Origin of the sequence: Niveispirillum sp. (genome assembly GCF_052437035.1) — a bacterium.
Lineage (GTDB): Bacteria > Pseudomonadota > Alphaproteobacteria > Azospirillales > Azospirillaceae > Niveispirillum.
The window spans coordinates 762,660-778,231 of record NZ_JBQVOH010000001.1 but is presented as its reverse complement, the minus strand read 5'-3'; the positions used below and the strand labels follow the sequence as shown (position 1 = coordinate 778,231).

General features: G+C 63.2%; 16 protein-coding genes. 10 read left to right on the top strand and 6 right to left on the bottom strand.

All coding sequences use genetic code 11. The annotated features are described in order from the left end of the window. Positions 1–52: 52 nt before the first annotated feature. The 7 genes from ACT6Q8_RS03740 (at position 53) to ACT6Q8_RS03710 (ending at position 7,155) form a co-directional block, all read left to right on the top strand. The gene (locus ACT6Q8_RS03740; RefSeq protein WP_444739340.1) at positions 53–2,716 is read left to right on the top strand and encodes a PAS-domain containing protein; all 2,664 of its coding nucleotides are present in this window, start codon (positions 53–55) and stop codon (positions 2,714–2,716) included. Beyond that, positions 2,716–3,129 (top strand): response regulator, encoded by a 414-nt coding sequence (locus ACT6Q8_RS03735; protein WP_054167270.1) that lies wholly within the window; start codon positions 2,716–2,718, stop codon positions 3,127–3,129. The genes ACT6Q8_RS03740 and ACT6Q8_RS03735 overlap by 1 nt, the downstream gene beginning before the upstream one ends. Further along, positions 3,126–3,884 carry a 5'-methylthioadenosine/adenosylhomocysteine nucleosidase gene (locus ACT6Q8_RS03730; RefSeq protein WP_444732675.1) on the top strand — a complete coding sequence of 253 codons (759 nt, stop codon included), beginning with the start codon at positions 3,126–3,128 and terminating at the stop codon, positions 3,882–3,884. The genes ACT6Q8_RS03735 and ACT6Q8_RS03730 overlap by 4 nt, the downstream gene beginning before the upstream one ends. 85 nt (positions 3,885–3,969) lie before the next feature. Then, positions 3,970–4,581 carry an EF-hand domain-containing protein gene (locus ACT6Q8_RS03725; RefSeq protein WP_444732674.1) on the top strand — a complete coding sequence of 204 codons (612 nt, stop codon included), beginning with the start codon at positions 3,970–3,972 and terminating at the stop codon, positions 4,579–4,581. Between the two features lie 241 nt (positions 4,582–4,822). Continuing rightward, positions 4,823–5,302, top strand: coding sequence for a Dps family protein (locus ACT6Q8_RS03720; protein WP_102111482.1), 480 nt, complete (start codon positions 4,823–4,825; stop codon positions 5,300–5,302). An 18-nt stretch (positions 5,303–5,320) separates the two neighbouring features. Next, on the top strand, positions 5,321–6,262 hold the full coding sequence (locus ACT6Q8_RS03715; RefSeq protein ID WP_444732673.1) for a DUF481 domain-containing protein: 942 nt from the start codon (positions 5,321–5,323) through the stop codon (positions 6,260–6,262). Between the two features lie 26 nt (positions 6,263–6,288). Beyond that, positions 6,289–7,155, top strand: coding sequence for an alpha/beta hydrolase (locus ACT6Q8_RS03710; protein WP_444732672.1), 867 nt, complete (start codon positions 6,289–6,291; stop codon positions 7,153–7,155). 93 nt (positions 7,156–7,248) lie between these two features. Here ACT6Q8_RS03710 and ACT6Q8_RS03705 read toward each other — a convergent pair whose 3' ends face one another. From ACT6Q8_RS03705 to ACT6Q8_RS03685, 5 genes are all read right to left on the bottom strand, one after another. Next, the gene (locus ACT6Q8_RS03705) at positions 7,249–8,340 is read right to left on the bottom strand and encodes a hypothetical protein (protein ID WP_444732671.1); all 1,092 of its coding nucleotides are present in this window, start codon (positions 8,338–8,340) and stop codon (positions 7,249–7,251) included. Positions 8,341–8,580: 240 nt separating this feature from the next. Beyond that, the gene (locus tag ACT6Q8_RS03700; protein WP_444732670.1) at positions 8,581–8,964 is read right to left on the bottom strand and encodes a DUF6157 family protein; all 384 of its coding nucleotides are present in this window, start codon (positions 8,962–8,964) and stop codon (positions 8,581–8,583) included. A 20-nt stretch (positions 8,965–8,984) separates the two neighbouring features. After that, the gene (locus ACT6Q8_RS03695) at positions 8,985–9,953 is read right to left on the bottom strand and encodes a LysM peptidoglycan-binding domain-containing protein (protein ID WP_444732669.1); all 969 of its coding nucleotides are present in this window, start codon (positions 9,951–9,953) and stop codon (positions 8,985–8,987) included. A 63-nt stretch (positions 9,954–10,016) separates the two neighbouring features. Then, positions 10,017–10,670 carry a cytochrome b/b6 domain-containing protein gene (locus ACT6Q8_RS03690; RefSeq protein ID WP_444732668.1) on the bottom strand — a complete coding sequence of 218 codons (654 nt, stop codon included), beginning with the start codon at positions 10,668–10,670 and terminating at the stop codon, positions 10,017–10,019. 72 nt (positions 10,671–10,742) lie between these two features. Further along, positions 10,743–11,210: a c-type cytochrome gene (locus ACT6Q8_RS03685; protein ID WP_444732667.1), complete on the bottom strand. Its 468-nt coding sequence runs from the start codon at positions 11,208–11,210 to the stop codon at positions 10,743–10,745. A gap of 250 nt (positions 11,211–11,460) precedes the next feature. On the opposite strand from ACT6Q8_RS03685, the gene ACT6Q8_RS03680 reads away from it, so the two are divergent. Both ACT6Q8_RS03680 and ACT6Q8_RS03675 read left to right on the top strand, forming a co-directional pair. Continuing rightward, positions 11,461–12,060 carry an LOG family protein gene (locus tag ACT6Q8_RS03680; protein ID WP_054167259.1) on the top strand — a complete coding sequence of 200 codons (600 nt, stop codon included), beginning with the start codon at positions 11,461–11,463 and terminating at the stop codon, positions 12,058–12,060. A gap of 160 nt (positions 12,061–12,220) precedes the next feature. Continuing rightward, positions 12,221–13,438 carry an NADP-dependent isocitrate dehydrogenase gene (locus tag ACT6Q8_RS03675; RefSeq protein ID WP_054167258.1) on the top strand — a complete coding sequence of 406 codons (1,218 nt, stop codon included), beginning with the start codon at positions 12,221–12,223 and terminating at the stop codon, positions 13,436–13,438. A 66-nt stretch (positions 13,439–13,504) separates the two neighbouring features. Here ACT6Q8_RS03675 and ACT6Q8_RS03670 read toward each other — a convergent pair whose 3' ends face one another. Next, positions 13,505–13,960, bottom strand: coding sequence for an RrF2 family transcriptional regulator (locus tag ACT6Q8_RS03670; RefSeq protein ID WP_054167257.1), 456 nt, complete (start codon positions 13,958–13,960; stop codon positions 13,505–13,507). A 198-nt stretch (positions 13,961–14,158) separates the two neighbouring features. Between ACT6Q8_RS03670 and hmpA the strand changes: the two genes are divergently transcribed. Beyond that, on the top strand, positions 14,159–15,376 hold the full coding sequence (gene hmpA / locus ACT6Q8_RS03665) for an NO-inducible flavohemoprotein (RefSeq protein ID WP_444732666.1): 1,218 nt from the start codon (positions 14,159–14,161) through the stop codon (positions 15,374–15,376). The last annotated feature ends 196 nt before the right edge of the window (positions 15,377–15,572 follow it).

The following is a 15,572-nucleotide window of genomic DNA, read 5'->3' as shown; positions in this document are numbered from 1 at the left end:
GCGCGGCACGGCACCATCACGGGTGTTGACGCCCCTGCCGCCGGAGACGCGCTTGGACCTGGACAGCCTGACCACCGCCTTCGACATGCTGACCGACGGTGTGGCCCTGTTCGATGCGCAGGAAAGGCTGGTGGTCGCCAATCCGGCCTTCAAGGCGCTGTTTCCCGTGACAGCGGCACGCATGGTGGCGGGAACGCCGTTTGAGGATCTGCTGCGCCATGGCATCGCGGCGGGCGACAATCTGCACGCCCAGGGCCGCGACCTGGAGGAATATGTCGCCGAGCGGATGTGGGCCTTTCGCAACCCTGCCGGCCAGCCGGGTGAATTCCTGCTGTCGGACGGGCGCTGGATCAGGGTGCATGACCGGCGCCTGCCCCAGGGCGGCACCCTGTGCGTACGCACCGACATCACAGAATTGAAGCGCGGGGAGCAGCAGCTGCGCGACAGCGAACAGCGCTATCGCCAGTTGGTGGACCTGTCGCCCGACGGCATCGCGGTGCATGACGCGGCGGGGCGTGGGCGCTTCATCAACCGTGCGGGCCGCCTGATCCTGGGTATCGGGGCCGACGCGGATGCCGCTGGCTTTCACATTTTGGATGTCGTGACGGAGGAGACGCGGCCACTGGCCGAAATGCTGCTGCGCCGGGTGGTGGGGGGTGAGCCGCTGAACCAGATGCGCATGGACCTGCGCTGCATCGACGGACGGGACATCACCGCCGAACTGTCGGCGGTGCCGTTCCAGGGCGGGGGCGAACGGCTGGTCATGTGCCTGTTCCGCGATGTCACCCATGAGGCCGCGTCCAGCCTACGCCTGCGGGAAAGCGAGGCGCGGGCCCGGTCGATCCTGGATACGGCACTGGATTGCATCGTCTCCATTGATGAGGACGGCCATATCCTGGAATTCAACCCCGCCGCCGAGCGCACCTTTGGCTGGCAGCGGGCCGAGGCATTGGGCCGGCGGATGAGCGACATGATCGTGCCGCCCATCCATCGCGAGGGGCATGACCATGGCCTGACGCGGCTGAAAACCGGCGGCGGCGGCACCATGCTGGGCCGGCGTGTGGAGACCGAAGCCCTGCGCCGGGACGGCACCATCATCCCCATCGAACTGGCCATCACGGCAGTGCCCCTGGGGCCGGGCAAGCGCTACACCGCCTATCTGCGCGACATTACCGACCGTCGTCAGGCCGAACGGGAGATCTGGGAGAAGACGCGCATCCTGGACAGCATGATGGACAATGTCGGGATCGGGATCGAGGTCTATGACGCCGACGGCCATCTGCTGGTGGCCAACCGCATGGTGTCGGAGCTGCTGGACATTCCGCCCGGCTTCATGGCGCCCGGCCTGAAGGACCGCGATCTTGTACTGCTGTTGGCCCGGCAGGGGGAATATCCGGGCGAGACGGTGGAGGAGAGCCTTGCCGATTATGACCGTATCCGCCGCGACGGCATCCATTTCGGCGAACGGCAGCGACCCAACGGCACCTGGCTGCAGGTCCGGCATTTCCCCATGCCGGGCGGCGGCTTTGTCGTTCTGTTCACCGATGTGACGGAGCAGAAGAAGCTGGAAAGTCAGCTTCTCCAGGCCCAGAAGATGGAGGCGCTGGGGCAGCTGGCCGGCGGTATTGCGCATGATTTCAACAATATCCTGTCGGTCATCGGCGGCTATGCCAGCATGGCCAAGCAGGGCGTGCCAAAGGAAGCGGCGCAGGCGGGATATCTGGCCAAGATCGGCCAGGGGGTGGACCGGGCCGCCGCCCTGACCCGTGAATTGCTGACCTTCTCCCGCCAGAAGGTGGCGCGGACGGAGGTGATCGACCTGGGTTCCGTGCTGCGCGGGCAGGAATTCCTGCTGAAGCCGCTGCTGGGCGCCACCATTGATCTGTCGCTGGCCGTACCGGACGAACCGGTCTGGGTCGCCATCGATCCCGACATGGCGGCCCAGGCCCTGCTGAACCTCGCCATCAATGCCCGCGACGCCATGCCCGGCGGCGGGCCGCTGTCGGTAAGGCTGGGCAGTGCCGCCGAGGGGGCGATACCGCCCGTCGGACTGGCCCCCGGCCATTATGCCATCCTGTCGGTCACCGACCGGGGGACCGGCATGCCGCCGGACCTGCTGGACCGCATCTTCGACCCGTTCTTCACGACCAAGCCGCCGGGCCAAGGGACGGGGCTGGGCCTCGCCATGGTCTATGGCACCGTGAAGCAGGCCGGCGGCGCCATCCTGGTGGACAGCCAGCCGGGGCGCGGCACCTGCTTCTCCCTGTGGCTCCCCCTGTCCCCCGCCCCGGCCATGGCCGCCACCCCGGCGGCTCCCGCACGCGCCAGCAGCACGGGTGCCAAACCGGCCACCATCCTGGTGGCGGAGGATGAGCCCGAACTGCTGACCCTGGTGTCGGGCTTCCTGGAACAGGACGGGCACGCGGTGCGCCGCGCCGCCGACGGGGTGGAAGCACTGGAACGGTTTGAGGAAGGGGGCGTGGACCTGCTGCTGACCGATCTGGTCATGCCCTCGCTGGGCGGTGTGCGGCTGGCGCATCTGGTCACGGAACTGGACCCGTCGGTCGTGGTGCTGTTCATGACGGGATATCCGGGCCGGGGCCATGTCGAGGTGGAGGATTTACCAGCTGGCATTCCCGTGCTTTACAAACCCATCGAGCCTGAGACCCTGTGCCGGGCCGTGGCGGATGCCCTGGCCAACCGGAGACAATCCTGATGCGCATGTACATGCCGGAGGACCCGATCAAGTCGTTGCGCATCCTTGTCGTGGAGGATCAGCAGCAGACCCGTGTCTGGATCGCCGACGTTCTGAAACAGATGGGCGTGCGCGAGGTGCTGATGGCCAATGACGGGGCAGAGGCGCTGGATGTGCTGCATCGCGACCTGGATGCTGTGGATATCGTCATCTGCGATTGGGCCATGCCGCGCATGAACGGCATGGACCTGCTGGCCGCCGTGCGCAACCTGCGCCCCAACCTGCCCTTCATCATGGAGACGGGCCACGGTACCAAGGACCATGTTCTGGCCGCCCGCGCCCAGGGCGTGGATGCCTTCATCGTCAAACCCTACAGCGCCGCCCAGTTGGAAGTGCGCATCCGTACCCTGGTGAAGAATGGTCGGCCCAAATGACGCGCAACGACGAGACACCCCTTGGCCTGATCTGCGCCATCCCGGAGGAAACGGCAGCCCTGGCCGGGCATTTCAGCGGGGTGGAGCGGGAAGAGGTGGCGGGTTTCACCTTCACCACGGGCCACCTGGACGGGCGGGCGGTGGTGTTGGTGGAAGCCGGGATCGGCAAGGTGAACGCGGCCGTCGTGGGAACCCTGCTGCTGCACCGGTTCAGGGTGAACGGGCTGCTGTTCTCCGGCGTGGCCGGCGGTCTGGATCCCGCGCTGGCGGTGGGCGATGTGGTGATCGCCGACCGGTTGATCCAGCATGATTACGGTGCCTTGTCGGATGGGCGGCTGAAACCGTACCAGCCGGGCGTGCCGCCCCTGCCCGGCTTTGACGATACCCATGGCTACCCGCTGGCTGATGGTATGGCGGGACGGATCGCGCAGGCCCTGGACGGCATCGCCCTGACGCCCATGCCGGGGGCGGTGCGCGCGCCGACATGGCGTTTTGGCACCGTCCTGACAGGGGATCATTTCCTGAACTGCGCGGCAACCCGCCAGGACCTGCATGCACGGTTCCAGGCCCAGGCCGTGGAGATGGAGGGTGCGGCCCTGGCGCAGGTGGCGGCGCAGTTCGCGGTTCCGCTGGCGGTGGTGCGCGCCCTGTCGGATCTGGCCGGCAGCGACAGTCACCTGGATTTCCCGACCTTCGCCCGCAATGCCGCCCATAACGCCGCCGGCATCGTGCGGCGTCTGGCCGGGATCATGTAAAAATCAGCCGGGCTTGCCGACAGGGTTTGCCGTATCCGCCCGTTAAAGGGATGGGTCCGGCAAAACCCGTCAATGGAGCAATCCCATGAGCATCAGCAGCATCAGTAGCAGCAGCACCTATGCCGCCGCGAGCGTCAGCCGCCAGCAGCGGGCGCAGGAGCGGTTCGAGGCCGCCGACACCGACAAATCCGGCGGATTGTCGCTGGAGGAATTCCAGTCAGCCGGGCCGAAGGATGCCGACAAGGCGGGCCGCAGCGGCGGCAACCGCCCCAGCGCGGAGGAGATGTTCTCCCGCATGGATAGCGACGGCGACGGTTCCCTGACCCAGACGGAGATGGAAACCGCGTTCCAGAGCATGCGGGCGGACACCAAGGGTGCCCTGCTGGCAGCGCAGGAAGAAGCCGGTGGCACGACCGGTGGCCGTCCGCCCGGCCCGCCGCCGGGGGGTCCGGGTGGTCCCGGCGGTGCAGGTGGTCCCCCGCCGGGCCCGCCGCCGGGCGGGAATGGTGAGGAAGCGTCCGCGACGGACAGCACGGGCACCGGCAGCGATATTGCCAGCCTTCTGTCCGCATCCGACAGTTCCACCAGCAGCAGCGATGACGCGATCAGCACCCTGATCAGCCAGCTGCAAAGCGCCATCAGCAGCTATTCGCAGAAGAACAGTTCCAGCAGTTCAACGACGAAGCAGGCCGCCTAAACGGCCCGCTGAGATCGGTTCAGGTTTGGTCCGGCTGGGAATTCGCATGCCTTCAGCCGGCCCATACGGGGGGATGATATCCCCTTGAACCTTTGGGGGAGTGCCATACGCCTTCTGCGGCCTTTCGGCCTCCCCCATATTTTTCAAGTGGTTATAGGACGATCCTCTCCTTGCATCCCCTTGGCTTTGCCGTCAAACTGACTATCTGATCCGGCGACGACACGAGGAAGAGGCAAAGGATATGGCCAGCGCACCTGCCATCAATATCGGTATCTCCGATGATAACCGCGCCAAGATCGCGGACGGTCTTTCCCGGCTTCTGGCCGACAGCTACACGCTGTATCTGAAGACCCATAATTTCCATTGGAACGTCACCGGCCCGATGTTCAACACGCTGCACACCATGTTCATGGCGCAGTATACGGAGTTGCACACGGCTGTTGACGACATCGCCGAACGTATTCGCGCCCTGGGCTTTCATGCCCCCGGCAGCTACAGCCAGTTCGCCAAGCTTACCAGCGTGGCCGAAGAAACCGGCGTGCCCAAGGCCCAGGACATGATCCGCCAATTGGTGGAAGGGCATGAGACCGTTGCCCGCACCGCCCGGTCCATCTTCCCCATCGTTGACGATGCGGGGGACGAGCCGTCGGCCGACCTTCTGACCCAGCGCATGCAGATCCATGAGAAGACCGCCTGGATGCTGCGTTCCCTGCTGGAATAGTCGGAGACCGAACGACCCATGGGTATGATCAAGACAGCGCCGCATTTCGCGGCGCTGGCCTTTTCAGGCCTTATCGCGGTGGCCCACTGCCCGGCTGCCCATTCCCAGGATGCCCTGCCTGCCGGTGTTGAGGCGATGCTGCGACAGGCGGCAGGCCGCGACGCAGCCGCACTGGACCTTGCCGAATCCCTGGCGCGGGATGCCTTTCCCGATCAGGCGGAACCCATCGCGGCCCTCGCCAGCTCCCTGCGCCGGGACAAGAAGGAGGCGGACCGTGCCGTGAAGCGGCAGGCGGCTTCCAACATCCTGGCCGGCTGGTCGGGCGAGGCGGAGGCGGGTGCCGCCCTGTCCACGGGCAACAGCGATGACCGCACCCTGTCCCTGCGCGTCGACCTGTTGAAGGAGACGGTGAAGTGGCGGCACGAGGTCACGGCGGGTGCCGACCTGCAACGCGCCGACGGGGAAAATTCCAAGGAACGGTTCGAAGCGGCCTATGAAGCCAATTACTTCATCAGCCCCCGCTTCTATGCCGCCGGTGAATTCGGCTGGGAACGCGACACCTTTGCCGGCTACCGCCACCGTCTGACTGAAACGGTCGGTGCCGGTTATGTGGTGCTGGACGGTGATGGAACACGCCTGTCGGTGGAAGGGGGGCCGGGTGCGCGCCACAGCTTCATCGTGGACACGCCGGGGGAGGCGGGCGAACAGCATGAGTTCGTCTTCCGCGCTGCCGCCGACTTCACCCAGGAACTGTCCAGCAATGCCAAGTTCGCACAAGGCGTAAAGACGCTGGTGGGTGCCAAGAACACGAGTGTTGAGGCGACCAGCAGCCTGACCGCACGTATCAACGCCCTGTTCTCCGCCCGCGTCGCCTTCACCCTGCGCCATGAAACCGCCGCGCCCGACGATCGCAAGGCAACGGACACGTTGAGCCGGGCGACGTTGGTCTATAGTTTCTGAGGGACACCCCCGGAGCCGCCCCCTCCATGCTGACATCCTTCCTGCTCCTCCTGCTGATCTGGATCGCCTATGCCGTCTGGTTCCGGCAGGGGCAGGAAAAATTGCTGCTGCCGCCCGACCCTCGCCCCCTTGTCCTGGCCGATGCCGGGATGGCCGATTTCCGTACCGTCTGGGTACAGAATGCGGATGGTCTTTCGCTGGAAGGCTGGCACCGCCCGGCGGACGGGTTTACCAAGCCAACGGTCCTGATCCTGAATGGCCGCCGTCGCCATCCCGGCGCGCACGCTCCCCTGGCACGGCTGCTGGCCGATGCCGGCTTCGGCGTGCTGCTGGCGGGCCTGCGCGGACAGGCGGGCAATCCGGGTCAAGGCGGTGAGGCCGCCTGGATGGCGGATGCCCGCACCTGGGCCGACCATCTGGTGGGCCAGGGCATTTCCGGCGGCCGCCTGATCCTTTATGGCGAAGAAACAGGCGCTTACCTTGCCGCCACCCTGGCCGCAGAACGCGCCGTCGCCCGCCTGATCCTGGAAGCCCCCTTCCCCAGCCTGCCCGACCTGCTCAGTTCCCGCTTCCCCCTGCTGCCGCTGCGCGCCCTGCTGCGCCACCGGTTTGAGATCAAAGCCGCCCTGGCGCAGGTGCAGGCCCCCGTCCTGATCCTGCATGCCGGCGCGGACAAGGGCGTGCCGGTGGCGCTGGGCCAGCGGCTGCACGCGCTGCTGTCCCCACCGCCGCGCGTGTTCAGGGCAGACGGGGTGAGGGTGGAGGGGCTGCTGGGTGCCGGGGGCGGTGAGGTGCTGCTGGCGTTCCTGGAGGGCGGCACCGGGATGGCGCCCCCGCCGACCCTGGATCAAGAGAAACCGACGGGGGGACGGGCGCTGGTGGTGCGGGGGTGAGGACTGCTTCGCGCTCCATGTTGGGCGTTCACCTAGTTGGTGGCGTGCCTAAAAGCCGACATTGCTCATTGTGCCATCAATCTACCTTACTTTCTATTCTGACTTGTCATTTAACGATTCTGCACTGATTAGAGTTATCAATTTATTATGAAGTTCAGGATCTTTCCCAGCTATATATTGTGGGATTTTAGCTGAAAACGTCAAGTCGACGCCATTTGAACCCTTGTGCTTTATGTCATTCAATAAACCGCAAATTCTAGTCAAGGCTAAATCACCTGTTATTATTGTATATTTTTTAAATGGACACATTTGTTGCGCATTCATGAATAACTCTATTAGGCTGATATCGAAGCAAGCGTTGTAAGCCATTTCTGTAGAATAATTGGGGCTCATCTTGAGAATTCCGAGGCCTGGCGAATTATTTTGTGGAGCAGATACCGATATGAGAGCCAATAAGTGAACGATGTCTGTGCTTATATTGTAATGCTTAGCAACTCTTGCAATAAGCTTCCAGCGTTTTAGGATGGTTTCCTTATTGCTGCTGGGCTTGATGAACGGAGCCGCCATCTTAAGAAAATCCATTCTATTTTGAATAAAAGGCATAATATATTGAAGTAAATTCCATGCATAATCTTCTATATTTTTGGGATATTTGACGATCTGTATCCCTGGAGCGGCGATCTTAAGTTTTCTTATTACTTCTTCTATTTGGAAAATAACCTCATCTTTTGTTTGAAATCGCCTCTTATTTCCCTCCAGAACGTAAGGAAGTATATCTATTGTGAAGTTGAAATTTTTTAAATCCGCGAACCATTCAGCCGCCTCTGCAGTCTTTGCTTTGTCTCCCACAAATTTTTCTTCAATCTTGCTTATAAAATTTCTATCTGCAAAGACGATGCTTTTGAGCATGCCGAAGTTCGCTGGTAGCCAACCCCCTTGAATCAAAGAGTAAGACCCCAATACGTTCGGGATTGTGACTGCTATACTTATTTCTTCTATATTTTGGTCTTCTAGTGCCGTAAGGTCAGTAAAAGTAATGTTTACCTTGCTATTCGCTTTGTAGTCCTGAATGTCCATTATATTGAGTGGTGTAATTTTCCATTGAGCCAACGTTAATTCACCATGATCGTTATCCACAATCTGTAAATTTCCGTTTGGTAAAATACAAATTTTGCCAGCATGCATAAAACCTCCGGAGAATTTAAGGGATGTTTAATCTTATTATCCCTGACGTCGGTGGCACGGACGCCTCCCTCTAAAACATGGTAGCCGCTTGTTAGTATACATCCAACAACCGATTTTCTGAGTGACGGTCCAAGTCGACTCTTGCCGCCGATTCATTGTTCCATGGCAACCTGCGGCTTAGCTCATCTCGTGCCTAAACCCGCCCGTCCGCTTTCGGCCCCCAACTTGAACCCCAATTCCCTACCCTCGCCCACTCCGCATCCCCGCCCGCTTCACCACCCCCGCATCCGCCAGCAGCCGCGCATACGCGTCGCTCTCCATCGCTACCAGCGCCACCTTGCCCGCCGCGTCATGGTGCAGGCCATAGCCCTGTTTCTTGACCAGCGGGGAGGCGCGCAGGCAGGCCTGGGCTTTGGCGAAGAAGCTTTCCGCCGTCACTGGCCCCTTGCGATCGCATTCCACGGCCAGCAGCAGCTCGTCAGAGGACATGGTGTAGGGGGCGTCGCGCAGCAGGGCGTATTGGCGGTCGGCCACGGTGCCGGGCTTGGCCGGTGGGGTGCCGACGGTGACGGGGCAGTCGGGGGAGACGGTGATCAGGGTGTTGGTGTAGTTGGTGGTGTGCACAGCGCCCCCCCTGCCCGCGGTCACTTCCCGTCCGGGACCAGGAAAATCTGGCCCGGATAGATCAGGTCGGGGTCGCGGATCTGGCCCTGGTTGGCCTCAAAAATCACCGTGTAGCGGATGCCCTCGCCATAGGATCGCCGCGCGATGGCCCAGAGATTGTTGCCCGGCACCACCACGACCGCACGACCGGCCAGGGCCTGTTCGGGGATGGGCAGCTTGCTGAAATTCACCTCGGCCCGGCTGATCACCTTGCTGTCGGGGCCGACCTGATCGATGCGCAGGCTATATTGGCCATCATCGAACACGCGGTCCGGCGTGATGGACCAGCGTCCGTCATCCCCCACCTTGGCGCGACCGACCAGGGAGTTCTGGAGGTAGAGCATCACCTCCGTGCCGGGCTTGGCCTGTCCGCCGACACTGACCTTGCCGCCCCGGTCATAATCGACGGTGTCGATGGTGACCTCCCCCGCCGGGCGCGGCGCGCCGCCCTGCGATAGGCTGCGCGGGGCCTGCAACACGCGGCTGCCATCCTTGCCGGACAGAACCGCCAGGGCGTCGCCATCGCCCTTGCGCCCCGCCAGATCGCGGTCGCGCTCCGGCACGGCCAGCACCACCGTCGCCTCCCCCTTGGTCACGGTGCCGTCGCCGGCCACCTGTTCCAGGCGCAGTTCGCGGGCACCGGGGGGCAGCGCGTCGGGCGGCAAGAACACCCACTCACCGCGCGCATCGGCGGTGACGGTGCCCAACAGCTTGTCCCCGTCCAGGATATTCACCTTGGTCCCCGGTACCGCGCGGCCCGCGATGACGGCGGTTCCCGTCGGCTCCACCCGCACCACGTCAAAGGCCGGCAGGCTGGCCTTCTTCGCTGCCGGGGCCTGCGCCGATGGCTTGGATGATCCGCCCGTGCCCGGTGCCTGAAGCTGCCACGCGGCGATGCCCACAATGGCGACGGCCAGAACGGCGATGGGGATCAGAAGCTTGCGGTTCACAGGCGGAAAACCTTTCTTGTGCCCCGGGACGGGAAAGGGCGCGGCGGCGGCGGGCCAGATAGGTCAGGCATAGCGGACCAGCGCCCAGATGGCAGATGCCGATATTGCCGCGACAAGGATGGCGCGGACAAGGGAAACGATCCGGGGGGCCGGAATGTTCCCCGGCAGTGCGGCCCGCCCCGTCAGCATGGGCCGCACCAGATCCAGCCGCTTGAACAGGGCATAGGCCAGGATGGCCGCGACATGCAGCCCGATCAGGATCAGCAGCAGATCGAAATTCTTCAGATGGATGGTGCGGGCCAGGGCCGCGAAGGACCCGCTGACATGTTCCACCAGCGGACCATCGGTCAGCACCCCATCGCTGGTGAACAGGCCCGATCCCGCCTGCAACCCGACCAGTGCCAGCAAGCCCAGAACGGCCAGCGCACCCAGCGCATTATGGCCGGCGTGCGGGGCCAGCCGACCGGGCCGGCGCAGTTCATCAAGATGATGGCGGATGGCGGCGGGGCCGCGCACGAAACTGGCAAACCGCGCCGTCTCGCTGCCCACCAGCCCCCAGATGAGGCGGAACAGCACCAGGGCCAGCACGGCATAGCCAAAGCGCATGTGCCAATCATAGGCATCACGCTCGCCCGTGATCCAGGCGCCGGCGATACAAAGAACCAACAGCCAGTGGAACAGCCGCGTGGGCAGATCCCAGACCAATATTTTACGCATAAGCCGATCTCCCACGGCAGGGGCGGGAACCGGCCCCTGTTCGATCATGAACAGGGGCCGGGCCGGACATTATCAGTCGGCGCGATAAGACTCGTGGCAGGTCTTGCAGGTGCCCACCGTCTTGCCGAACTGCGCACCGATGGCGGCCTTGTCGCCACCGGCGGCAACCTTCACCAGGGAAGCGGCTTCGGTCTGGAAGGCGACGGTCTTGGCCTTGAAATCGTCGGCCTTGGTCCAGATTTCAGGCTTCGCCTCGCTCTTGGCGACACCCACGGCGGTGCCGGCCGGCCACCAGTTCGGGAAGGCCTTGGCAACACCATCGATGGTGGCAGCGGCGGCCTGCACGTCGGCCACGGTGCCGGTGCCATCCTTCAGGAAGGCACCGATGGTCTTGGTGGCGCCGCCGGCTTTCTTCAACTCGGCCTTACGGGCGTCGATCACAGCCGTCGGGTCCTGGGCCTGGGCGGTGACCACGAAGCCGGTCAGGCTGGCCGCAGCGATAATACCGGCGGCAAGCGCGCCGAAACGATGATTGATCACTCGAAATCCTCCATCAGATCGCCAGGGGCGCCAGAGACGGCCCGGGCCGGGGGTGACATGGGGCGCCGTCCGATGAAGGACGTCACCTTTGGAGATGGGGTGCGCTTGTGTCCCGTCAACAGATGGTGTAGGGCCGAAGGGATCGACAGCGCACCCATTTCGCACGAAGCGGAGAGTGCCCGTTGTCGAGGTCCGTTTGCAAGCAGCACCACAGGGGTGCCGCCCGGTCAGGTCAGGAAAGTGTTCTCCCATGTCGTCCATCAAATCGGTCTGTGTTTATTGCGGTTCCTCCGACTTCGTCGCCGACAGCTATAAGGAGGCGGCGCACCGCACCGGGTCGCTGCTGGCCGCCAACGGTTACGATATCGTCTATGGCGGCGGGCGCGTCGGCCTGATGGGCATCGTCGCCGATGCCGGCCTGAAGGGTGGCGCCAAGGTCTTGGGCATCATCCCCGACCATATCAAGCGGTACGAAGTGGACCATACCGGCCTGACCGAACTGATCGTTGTGGAGAGCATGCATATCCGCAAGCAGATGATGGTGGAGCGATCCGACGCCTTCATCATCCTGCCCGGCGGCATCGGCACCCTGGACGAAATGTTCGAGATCATCACCTGGCGGCAATTGCGCCTGCATGGCAAGCCGGTGGTCATCATCAATACAGACGGTTTCTGGAACCCGCTGATCGCCTTGATGGAGCACATGACCGAGACGGGCTTCATGCGCAAGCCGAACCTGCCCGGTGCAGAAGACCGGCTGTACCACGTGGTGGACAGTGTGGAAGAAGCCGTCGATCTGCTTGCCCGCCTGAAGGAGGCGGCGCATAAGGTTCAAACAGATCGCATGTGAGGGTGCGGGCTTTGCCTTTGTCGCAGGCCAGCCCCGCATTCCGAACGAAAATTACCCGAGCAGGCCCGGTTGCGACCCAGTCGTGAATGGGCTTTATTGACACCGCCGGGCCGGACGCTGGATCGCCGCCGGTACCTTTCACCCCTGGGAGAGCGCCCCCATGTCGAAGATCAAAGTCGTCAATCCGATCGTGGAAATTGATGGCGACGAAATGACCCGCGTGATCTGGCAGTTCATCAAGGACCGCCTGATCCTTCCGTATCTGGACGTGGACCTGAAATATTACGACCTGGGTGTCGAGCACCGTGATGCCACGGACGACAAGGTCACCATCGAGTCCGCCGAGGCCATCAAGCATTACGGCGTGGGCGTGAAGTGCGCCACCATCACCCCCGACGAAGCGCGGGTGAAGGAATTCAATCTGAAGCAGATGTGGAAGTCGCCCAACGGCACGATCCGCAACATCCTGGGCGGCACGGTGTTCCGTGAGCCGATCATCTGCAAGAACGTGCCGCGCCTGGTGCCGGGCTGGACCCAGCCCATCGTCATCGGCCGTCACGCCTTCGGTGACCAGTACAAGGCCACGGACTTCATCATCCCCGGTGCGGGCCGCCTGTCGATCACCTTCACCAGCGCCGACGGCACCAGCAACATCCGCCACACCGTGTTCGATTTCGACGGGCCGGGCGTTGCCATGGGCATGTACAACGTGGACGAATCGATCCGCGGCTTTGCGCGCGCCTGCATGAACTATGGCCTGCTGCGCGGTTACCCCGTGTACCTGTCCACCAAGAACACGATCCTGAAGGCCTATGACGGTCGTTTCAAGGACCTGTTCGAGGAAGTGTTCCAGGCCGAGTTCGTGGACAAGTTCAAGGCCGCCGGCATCACCTATGAACACCGCCTGATCGACGACATGGTGGCCTCGGCCCTCAAGTGGTCGGGCAACTTCCTGTGGGCCGCCAAGAACTATGACGGCGACGTGCAGTCGGATCTGGTGGCACAGGGCTTCGGCTCGCTGGGTCTGATGACGTCCGTCCTGATGACCCCCGATGGCAAGACGGTCGAAGCGGAAGCCGCCCACGGCACCGTGACCCGTCACTATCGCGACCATCAGAAGGGCAAGCCGACCTCCACCAACCCGATCGCCAGCATCTTCGCCTGGACCCAGGGCCTCACATATCGCGGCAAGTTCGACAACACCCCGGATGTCGTCGACTTCGCCAAGACCCTGGAACGCGTCTGCGTGGAGACCGTGGAAGACGGCTACATGACCAAGGACCTGGCCACCCTGATCGGCCCGGACCAGAAGTGGCTGACCACCCAGGACTTCCTGGCCAAGCTGGACGACAACCTGAAGGCAGCCCGCGCCAAGTAAGCGCCGGCAAATACAGGTTTGACGATGTGAGGAACCCCGGCCGTGGCAACGCGGTCGGGGTTTTCTTTATGCCACCGGTCGGGTGGACGGGTCGTCCAACCCCAGCATCTGCATCATCCCCGCCGGTTGCACCAGCAGGTCGGCCAGGGTGACCTCATCCAGCACCGCCAGGAAGGCGGCGAGCGCTTTGCCCAGCACCTTTTGCAGGCGGCAGTCGCTGGTAATGGGGCAGGTGTTCCCCGTCTCGAAACATTCCACCAGCGACATGTCATTTTCCAACTGACGCACCAAGGCGCCCAGATTGATCTCCGCCGCCGGACGGCCCAGCGCCAGACCGCCATTGCGGCCCCGCACGGTGCGCACATGGCCCAGCCGGCCCAGTTCGTTGACGATCTTGGTCAGGTGGTTTTCGGAAATGGCGTAGCGGTTGGCGATCTCGGGGATCGTGGACAGGCCTTCGCGCTTCATCCCCAGATAAAGCAGCACGCGCAATCCGTAATCGGTATAGCGGGTCAGCCGCATCGCCCCATCCCCCCTTGATCAGAACGCCTTCCATGCCATCCGCGCCCACGCCAGGACAAGCCTTGGCGGCGGGAGGGCTGACATGCCTGCGCCTGAAACAAAAGATACATTAAAAATATTGCTTTTCAAGGTCGGGCGCCTTAAGAGGCTTTCCAGATGCATCTTTACCGTCCTGACCCCCTGTGAAGCGAGAACCTGATGCTGTCCGCCCAAACCATCGCCATTGTGAAATCCACCGCCCCCGTCATGCATCAGCATGGGGAAGCGATCACGCGGCACATGTATGCGAAGCTGCTGCGTGATCCGGCCATCCGGGCCATTTTCGACCCCACGCATCAGCGCAATGGCACCCAGGCCCGCGCCCTTGCTGGTGCCGTTGCCGCCTATGCCGACAATATCGACAATCTGGCGGCCCTGGGCCCCGCGGTGGAGCGCATCGCGGAACGCCATGTCAGCCTGCATGTGCAGCCCTATCATTATGACATTGTCGGCACCAACCTGCTGGGTTCCGTCGCGGAAGTGCTGGGCAGTGCCGCCACGCCCGCCATCCTGCATGCCTGGACCGAGGCTTGGATGGCGCTTCGCGATATCTTCATCGGCGTGGAACAGGCGAAGTATCGCGACAGCGCCGGTGCGCCCGGCGGCTGGTACGGATGGCGCCGGTTCAAGGTGGTGGACGCCGTTACGGAAAGCCAGGTGATCCGCAGCCTGCATCTGGAACCGGAGGATGGCGGCGCCATCCTGTCCTTCCGCCCCGGCCAGTACCTGACCCTGCGCCTGAACGTGCCGGGCCATGGATCGCTGCTGCGCCATTACAGCCTGTCGGGCGCCCCCAATGCCCGCTCCTACCGCATCTCCGTGAAGCATGAGACGGCACCCGAGGCCGGCGTACCCGACGGTCTGGGGTCCAGCTTCCTGCATCGCCATCTGTCGGTCGGCGATGTGGTGGAGGTGGCACCGCCGGCAGGCAGCTTCACCGCACCGGACGGGAACAAGCCCTTGTTCCTTCTGGCCGGCGGGGTCGGTATCACGCCGATGCTGTCCATCGCGGAAGCGGAACTGGCCGCCGGATCGGTGCGCCCCCTGCACCTGTTTCAGGCCGTGCGCGACCGTGCCCACCATGCCTTCGGCCCCCGCCTGCGCGATCTGGCCCAAACCCATGCCAACCTGTCGGTCAGCATCTTTTATGAGCAGGTGGCAGAAGATGATCGGATCGGCACTGACCATGACATGGCGGGTCGCATCGACCCCGCCGCCATCGCCGCCCTGCCCCAGGCCCATGACGCCGACTTCATGGTCTGCGGTCCCAAAGGCTTCATGGCCAGCATGATCAAGGGTTTGCGGGCCGCTGGAGTGCCGGCGGACCGGATTCGCTATGAGTTCTTCGGCTCCCATGAAGAAGAACTACTTGACTGAGGCGAATTCGCCGCAAAAGCACGCGTGCTTAAAAGTACGAAGGCGCAGTTTTCCTTTGCCCACGGCGTCAGCAGACGCCGTGGGCCTTTTTTATTCACGCGCCTGCATTTGAGGCATATTGCCGACGTTAACAGGTTATGACAGCGTCAGGATACGGTAAGTGCGCAACGCCAAAGCTGCGCCCCGATAAGAAGAA

Excerpts from the sequence above, each read along its gene's own strand:
- ACT6Q8_RS03735 (WP_054167270.1), top strand. The coding sequence starts at position 2,716 with ATGCGCATGTACATGCCGGAGGACCCGATCAAGTCGTTGCGCATCCTT.
- ACT6Q8_RS03730 (WP_444732675.1), top strand. The coding sequence starts at position 3,126 with ATGACGCGCAACGACGAGACACCCCTTGGCCTGATCTGCGCCATCCCG.
- ACT6Q8_RS03725 (WP_444732674.1), top strand. The coding sequence starts at position 3,970 with ATGAGCATCAGCAGCATCAGTAGCAGCAGCACCTATGCCGCCGCGAGC.
- ACT6Q8_RS03720 (WP_102111482.1), top strand. The coding sequence starts at position 4,823 with ATGGCCAGCGCACCTGCCATCAATATCGGTATCTCCGATGATAACCGC.
- ACT6Q8_RS03715 (WP_444732673.1), top strand. The coding sequence starts at position 5,321 with ATGGGTATGATCAAGACAGCGCCGCATTTCGCGGCGCTGGCCTTTTCA.
- ACT6Q8_RS03710 (WP_444732672.1), top strand. The coding sequence starts at position 6,289 with ATGCTGACATCCTTCCTGCTCCTCCTGCTGATCTGGATCGCCTATGCC.
- ACT6Q8_RS03705 (WP_444732671.1), bottom strand. The coding sequence starts at position 8,340 with ATGCATGCTGGCAAAATTTGTATTTTACCAAACGGAAATTTACAGATT.
- ACT6Q8_RS03690 (WP_444732668.1), bottom strand. The coding sequence starts at position 10,670 with ATGCGTAAAATATTGGTCTGGGATCTGCCCACGCGGCTGTTCCACTGG.
- ACT6Q8_RS03680 (WP_054167259.1), top strand. The coding sequence starts at position 11,461 with ATGTCGTCCATCAAATCGGTCTGTGTTTATTGCGGTTCCTCCGACTTC.
- ACT6Q8_RS03675 (WP_054167258.1), top strand. The coding sequence starts at position 12,221 with ATGTCGAAGATCAAAGTCGTCAATCCGATCGTGGAAATTGATGGCGAC.
- ACT6Q8_RS03670 (WP_054167257.1), bottom strand. The coding sequence starts at position 13,960 with ATGCGGCTGACCCGCTATACCGATTACGGATTGCGCGTGCTGCTTTAT.
- hmpA (WP_444732666.1), top strand. The coding sequence starts at position 14,159 with ATGCTGTCCGCCCAAACCATCGCCATTGTGAAATCCACCGCCCCCGTC.